This is a genomic window from Niveispirillum sp., from assembly GCF_017996735.1.
In the GTDB taxonomy this organism is placed as follows: Bacteria; Pseudomonadota; Alphaproteobacteria; order Azospirillales; family Azospirillaceae; genus Niveispirillum.
In genome coordinates this window covers 1-5,136 of sequence record NZ_JAGOGJ010000239.1, presented here as the reverse complement: position 1 = coordinate 5,136, position 5,136 = coordinate 1, and the positions used below count along the sequence as shown (strand labels likewise).

General features: G+C 62.9%; 6 protein-coding genes. 4 read left to right on the top strand and 2 right to left on the bottom strand.

Annotated features, from left to right (window positions below; translation table 11 throughout):
• The 3 genes from KBA48_RS32375 to KBA48_RS32365 all read left to right on the top strand — a co-directional run.
• Positions 1–682, top strand: a 682-nt coding sequence (locus tag KBA48_RS32375; protein WP_292912791.1) for an amidohydrolase, incomplete at its 5' end; no start/stop codon positions are given.
• Between the two features lie 137 nt (positions 683–819).
• The gene (locus tag KBA48_RS32370; RefSeq protein ID WP_292912790.1) at positions 820–1,611 is read left to right on the top strand and encodes an IclR family transcriptional regulator; all 792 of its coding nucleotides are present in this window, start codon (positions 820–822) and stop codon (positions 1,609–1,611) included.
• Positions 1,612–1,719: 108 nt separating this feature from the next.
• On the top strand, positions 1,720–2,088 hold the full coding sequence (locus KBA48_RS32365; protein WP_292912789.1) for a hypothetical protein: 369 nt from the start codon (positions 1,720–1,722) through the stop codon (positions 2,086–2,088).
• Between the two features lie 133 nt (positions 2,089–2,221).
• On the opposite strand, the gene KBA48_RS32360 is transcribed toward KBA48_RS32365, so the two are convergent.
• Together KBA48_RS32360 and rhmD are read right to left on the bottom strand one after the other, a co-directional pair.
• A complete protein-coding gene (locus KBA48_RS32360) occupies positions 2,222–3,085 on the bottom strand; it encodes a fumarylacetoacetate hydrolase family protein (protein ID WP_292912788.1) in 864 nt (287 codons plus the stop codon).
• A 32-nt stretch (positions 3,086–3,117) separates the two neighbouring features.
• Positions 3,118–4,305, bottom strand: a complete 1,188-nt coding sequence (rhmD, locus tag KBA48_RS32355) for an L-rhamnonate dehydratase (RefSeq protein WP_292912787.1) — start codon at positions 4,303–4,305, stop codon at positions 3,118–3,120.
• A gap of 203 nt (positions 4,306–4,508) precedes the next feature.
• Here rhmD and KBA48_RS32350 point away from each other — a divergent pair.
• Positions 4,509–5,136: SDR family NAD(P)-dependent oxidoreductase (locus KBA48_RS32350; protein WP_292912786.1), on the top strand; the 628-nt coding region annotated here is incomplete at its 3' end.

Genomic DNA, 5,136 nt, shown 5'->3' with positions numbered 1-5,136 from the left:
GGCGGGGACGGGCTGGCTTCAGGGGGTCCGCGGAACGGGGGCCGTGGCCAGGGGGGTGGTTGCCTTCGCGGGGCCGGAATGTCCCGATGTCCAACCGCCGCTGGCGGCCCAATCCGCCCATGGCGCGGTATGCGGTATCCGTCACATCATCAACTGGCACAGCGATCCGGCAAAGACCTATTCCAGCCGGGATGTGATCGGGGATGCCGATTGGCAAAGGGGCTACGCGCTGCTGGCCAAATATGGGCTTTCGATGGATTTGCAGATCTATCCGTCGCAGATGGCGACGGCGGCGGCATTGGCGGCACGGCATCCGGATATCCAGGTCATCCTGAACCATACGGGCATGCCGACGGACCGCGACGCGGACGGTCTGGCCCAATGGCGCCGGGGCCTGGCGCTGCTGGCGGCCCAGCCCAATGTTGCCATCAAGATTTCCGGCCTGGCCATGATCGACCGGCAATGGACCCCGGACAGCCTGCGACCCTTCATCCTGCAGGCGATCGACGCGTTCGGCACGGACCGGGCGATGTTTGCCAGCAATTTTCCGGTCGACAGGCTGTATGGCGCGTTTGGCCTTCATTACGCCGCCTATGACAGGATCACCGCCGATTTCACCGATGGGGAACGCCGCGCGCTTTTCGCGGACAATGCCGCGCGCCTGTATCGGCTGGCGGTCTGACCGGCGTCATCGGCCCAACACTCCCTCAGCGCCTTGGTTTTTCAGAGAATTCAGACAACCTTGTCTTGTTCCCAACCTTGCCGTCACGCGGTGGATATGGGATTGTGTTCCGCAAATTGAGAGAGTGATAGAAGTCGATGAGCAGCACCACCGACGATCATGATGATGCCGCCCCCAAGGCAGCGCCCAGTGGCAGCCAGACGCTGCTGCGCGGACTGGATGTACTGGAGGCGGTGGCGGAGGGGCCGATCAACCTGGCCAAGCTGGCCCAGCGGCTGGATCTGACGCGCAGCACCACGCATCGGCTGGCGGCGGCGCTGGTGGAACGTGACTTCCTGATCCTGACCCCGCGCGAGGGATATCAACTGGGGCCGAAGCTGCTGGAACTGGGGTATCTGGCGCAGCAGCAGATGGACATTCCCCGCGTCGCCCGCCCCTATATCGAGGATCTGGCGGCGGCCACGGAGGATACGGTGCATCTGGGCGTTCTGGACGGGGAGGAGGCCCTGTATCTGGACAAGATCCCCGGTCGCCGCCGCATTGAAATCGGGTCCCGCGTCGGTGAACGCCATCCGATCGCCTCCACCGGTCTGGGCAAAGCCCTCATCCTGGATGAAAGCGAGTTCCGCTGGCGCCGGTTCTTTGACAAGCGCTTTGGGGAAGCCGACTGGCCCGTCTGGCAGCAGCGCATGCGTGGCTATGTCGAAGGCGGCTACACTTTCGACCTTGAAGAGAACGAGGATCGTATCCGGTGCGTGGCGGCCCCGATCCGCGGGGCGAACGGCAAGATCATCGCCGCCATCAGCCTGTCCAGCGCCGCGCAGTATATGAGCGACGAGCGTATGCAGGAACTGATCACCACGGTGAAGGACACGGCACGGTCGATCAGCAAGGGCATGGGATGGAGCGCAACCCTGGGCCGGCGCTGAGTTCTTTGCCTGCCGCCGGTTCCGTGGCCCTGGCCCCGTCTGTAAATGATGGCGGGCCAGGATTTTTGGGTGCACGGGTGGCCTGATCGACCAGCAAGGAGTGAGCCTGTGCGTTTCCTGCCGCTCTTTGCCCTGCTGCTGCTTGCGGCCTGCGCTCAGACAGTGCCGGCGCCGGTACCGGTAGCGCCTTCGCAGCCGACCTATCTTGGCGGCGGCCAAGGCAGCCAGAATGGCAATTACGAAACCCGTGAAACGGGGGAGCAGTTCCAGGCCGGGCCCGATGTTTGCCCCATCTATGCCTGGGACAGGCCGATCAGCGGCGGGCGGATCATCCGTTACCTCTCCGCCGCCTGTCCCGCGCCGCAGCCGGGCCGGCCCGATGCCGTGCGCATGATCGATCTGGGCCGGCATGTGCTGCCGGCTTCCGACAGCACACTGGACGATAAGGCTTCTTATACCATCGGTCAAAATTCTTGACCGATGGTACGGCGGCGACTGCCGCCGCGCCGCACGTGCGGCGTTAGCCAAGGCTGCGGATGCAGCCGCCCGGCGCTTGAGGGGCAGGAAAGATTGACCGAAGGTCAAGATTTCGTGCCGCTGGTATTAGACGTCAGTCGATGATGTCCTGGGTCCAGGCAATGACGTTCTGCCGCTGTTCGCCCAGCTTTTCGATGCCCAGGCGCATGGTATCGCCCGCCTTCAGATATGTCGGCTCCGGCTTCTGGCCCATGCCCACGCCGGGCGGGGTGCCGGTGGTGATAAGGTCGCCCGGCTCCAGCGTGATGAACTGGCTGATATAAGCGACCAGTTGGCGGCAGGTGAAGATCATGGTGCGGCTGTTGCCGTTCTGATAGCGGTGGCCATTCACCTCCAGCCACATATCCAGGTTCTGGGGATCGCCGACCTCGTCCGAGGTGACCACCCAGGGGCCGACAGGGCCGAACGTGTCGCAGCCCTTGCCCTTGTCCCAGGTGCCGCTGCGTTCGATCTGAAAGGCACGTTCCGACACATCATTGATCAGGACATAACCGGCAACATGGTCCAGCGCCTTCTCCTCGCTGACATAGCGGGCGCGGCTGCCGATGACGATGCCCAGTTCGACTTCCCAGTCGGTCTTGACCGAATCCTTGGGGATCATCACCGGGTCGTTCGGACCGGTCAGGCAGGAGATGGCCTTGGTGAACAGCACCGGTTCCGCCGGGATGGGCAGGTTGCTCTCCGCCGCGTGATCGGCGAAGTTCAGGCCGACAGCGATGAATTTGCGCACGCCATTGACCGGCACGCCATAGCGCGGCGAACCCTCGACCGCCGGCAGGCTGGCCGGGTCGATCGCCGCGATTCTGGCCAGACCGGCGGGCGACAGCACGTCCGGGGTAATGTCGGAAACGATGCCGGACAGGTCGCGGATGGTGCCGGTGGCATCCAACAGGCCGGGCTTCTCCTGGCCCTTGGGGCCGTAACGCAGCAGCTTCATGATTTATGCTTTCGTAATGAGAATGGACCGGATTACTTGGCGTTGCCCACATAGGGCCGGTGCAGAGCGACCTCACGGTTCAATTCCACACCGAAACCGGGCTTGTCCGACAGTTTCAGCTTGCCATTGACGGGTACCGGCTCGCCCAGAAGCTGGGGATGGAACATCGGTACCACCTTGTCGGCCTTGGGCGCCATCATCAGGAATTCCGCGAACGGGCTGTTATGGCGCGTGATGACGAAGTGATAGGAATAGACCGACGAGCCGTGCGGGATGACCATGATGCCGCGGCTGTCGGCCATGTTGGCGATCTTGGTCAGTTCGGTGACGCCGCCGCACCAGCCCACATCCGGCTGGATGATGTCGCAGCAATCCATTTCCATCAGCATGCGGAAGCCCCAGCGGGTGGCTTCATGCTCGCCCGTCGTCACCAGCATGCCCGTGGGGGCCTTTTTCTTCAGGTCGGCATAGCCCCAGTAATCGTCGGGCGACAGGGCCTCTTCGATCCATTTCAGGCCATATTCATGCGCCTTGTGGGCCAGCTTGGTGGCGTAGTTCAGGTCCAGCGACATCCAGCAATCGAACATCAGCCAGAAATCCTCGCCCACCCGCTCGCGCATGGTGGCCAGTTCCTCGATATTCTTGCGCAGGCCTTCCTCGCCCTCGGCCGGGCCGTGATGCAGGGGCATCTTGCCGCCGATGAAGCCCATTTCCTTGGCCAGATCGGGGCGTGCGCCCGTGGCGTAGAAGGTCAACTCGTCACGGACGGCCCCGCCCAGCAGGTGATAGACCGGCTCCTGCCGCAACTTGCCCAGCAGATCCCACAGTGCCAGGTCGACGCCGGAAATGGCGTTCACCACCAGACCCTTGCGTCCATAATACTGGGAACCGAAATACATCTGGTCCCAGATCTTCTCCACCTCCACCGGCGACCGGCCGATCAGGAAGCGGGAGAAATGCCTTTCCACCAGATAGCAGGCCGGCTCCCCGCCCGTGGTCACCGCAAAGCCGATGGTGCCGTCCGCCGCCTCGATCTCCACCACCAGCGTGCCCAGCACATTGATGCCGAAGCTCTGCCGGCTCTGGCGGTATTCGGGATAGCGGCTCATGGGGGTGGCGATGTGGTCATCGATCCAGTGGCCGTCGCCCTGGTCGTGATAATCAGCACCCCCACCGCGCACCACATAGGCGCGGACGTCGCGGATAACGGGGAAGGCCATGGTGTTTTCACGCTCCCTGAAAGGCGTGCGCAGCGGGAGGGGCTGAACGCACGTTCTTAATTGTGGGACACAGTTTTATAAAATGGGATGAAGCCTGTCAATGCGGTCATGATACCGCTCACCTGCCCATTCTCGGGATCAGACTTGCTCTGGATCTTGGTTTGTGAGACATCATTCCGAAATATGAGATTGAGGAGGACGCCATGCGTTTGCTGGAAGGCAAGACCGTTCTGATCACGGGTGCGTCACGCGGTATCGGTGCTGCCGTTGCCGTTGAATGTGCGCGTCACGGGGCCAATGTCGCCATAAATTATGCAGCATCACCCGCTGCGGCGGAACATGTGGTGGCGCAGATCGAGGCGCTGGGCCAGAAGGGCATCGCCGTGAAGGGCGACGTGGCCGACCCGGAAGCGGCACAGGATTTCGTGAAGGCGGCCGTCGCGGCCTTTGGTGGCGTTGATGTCTTTGTTTCCAACGCCGGTATCTGCCCGTTCCACAGCTTCCTGGACATGCCCGTCGATGTGGTGGACCGCACGATCAAGGTGAACCTGAACGGCGCCTATTACATGACCCAGGCCGCCGCCAACCGTATGAAGGACCAGGGGCGCGGCGGGGCGATCATCGCCATATCCTCCATTTCCGCGCTGGTCGGCGGTGGCATGCAGACCCATTACACGCCGACCAAGGCCGGATTGCATTCGCTGATGCAAAGCTGCGCCATCGCGCTGGGCCCCTATGGCATCCGCTGCAACTCCGTCCTGCCGGGCACCATCCTGACCGACATCAACAAGGATGACCTGGCCGATCCGGCCAAGCGCACCTATATGGAAG